This window comes from Polaromonas sp., from assembly GCF_030689685.1.
Classification (GTDB): domain Bacteria; phylum Pseudomonadota; class Gammaproteobacteria; order Burkholderiales; family Burkholderiaceae_C; genus Polaromonas.
The window spans coordinates 1-1,193 of record NZ_JAUYEY010000086.1; the positions used below are offsets into that span (position 1 = coordinate 1).

General features: G+C 59.8%; 1 protein-coding gene. It reads right to left on the minus strand.

Annotated elements, in window-relative coordinates:
- Window positions 1–1,191: an elongation factor Tu gene (gene tuf, locus Q8O29_RS18240; RefSeq protein WP_305565399.1), complete on the minus strand. Its 1,191-nt coding sequence runs from the start codon at window positions 1,189–1,191 to the stop codon at window positions 1–3.
- Window positions 1,192–1,193 lie beyond the last annotated feature (2 nt).

Below are 1,193 nucleotides of genomic sequence, written 5' to 3' on the forward strand. Positions count from 1 at the left end.
TTACGCAAGAATCTTTGCCACGACACCAGCGCCGACGGTCTTGCCGCCCTCGCGGATGGCGAAACGCAGACCTTCTTCCATCGCGATCGGGTTGATCAGCTTGACGGTGATTGACACGTTATCGCCTGGCATGACCATCTCTTTGCCTTCTGGCAACTCAATCGCTCCAGTCACGTCCGTCGTGCGGAAGTAGAACTGGGGGCGGTAGTTGTTGAAGAAAGGCGTGTGGCGCCCGCCCTCGTCTTTGGACAGCACGTAGATCTCGCCGGTGAAATGGGTATGCGGCTTGATCGAGCCGGGTTTGCACAGCACCTGGCCACGCTGGACGTCTTCGCGCTTGGTGCCGCGCAAGAGGATACCGACGTTGTCGCCAGCCTGGCCCTGATCGAGCAGTTTCCTGAACATCTCGACGCCGGTGCAGATGGTTTTTTGGGTATCGGCAATACCGACGATCTCGATTTCTTCGCCAACCTTGATCACGCCGCGCTCGATACGGCCGGTCACGACGGTGCCGCGCCCGGAGATGGAGAAGACGTCTTCCACGGGCATCAGGAAAGCACCGTCAATGGCGCGCTTTGGCATGGGGATGTAGTTGTCCAGGGCGTCGGCCAGCTTCATGATGGCCTCTTCACCCAGGGGGCCCTTGTCGCCTTCCATGGCGAGCTTGGCTGAGCCGTGGATGATGGGGGTGGCATCACCCGGGAAGTCGTACTTGTCGAGCAGCTCGCGCACTTCCATCTCGACAAGCTCTAACAGTTCGGCGTCGTCGACCATGTCACATTTGTTCAAAAATACGACGATGTAAGGCACGCCGACCTGACGGGCCAGCAGGATGTGCTCTCTGGTCTGGGGCATGGGGCCGTCTGCTGCGGAACACACCAAAATGGCACCGTCCATCTGGGCTGCGCCGGTGATCATGTTCTTGACGTAGTCGGCGTGGCCGGGGCAATCGACGTGGGCGTAGTGGCGGTTCGCCGTTTCGTATTCAACGTGGGCGGTGTTGATGGTGATGCCGCGCGCTTTTTCTTCCGGGGCGGCGTCGATCTGGTCGTAGCCTTTGGCTTCGCCGCCGAATTTGGCCGCGAGCACGGTCGTGATCGCTGCCGTCAGCGTGGTCTTGCCATGGTCAACGTGCCCAATCGTGCCTACGTTGACGTGCGGTTTGGTCCGCTCAAATTTGCCTTTTGCCATTT

What these genes read in the sequence shown, in the direction of transcription:
- tuf (WP_305565399.1), bottom strand. Translation starts at nt 1,191, where the DNA reads ATGGCAAAAGGCAAATTTGAGCGGACCAAACCGCACGTCAACGTAGGC.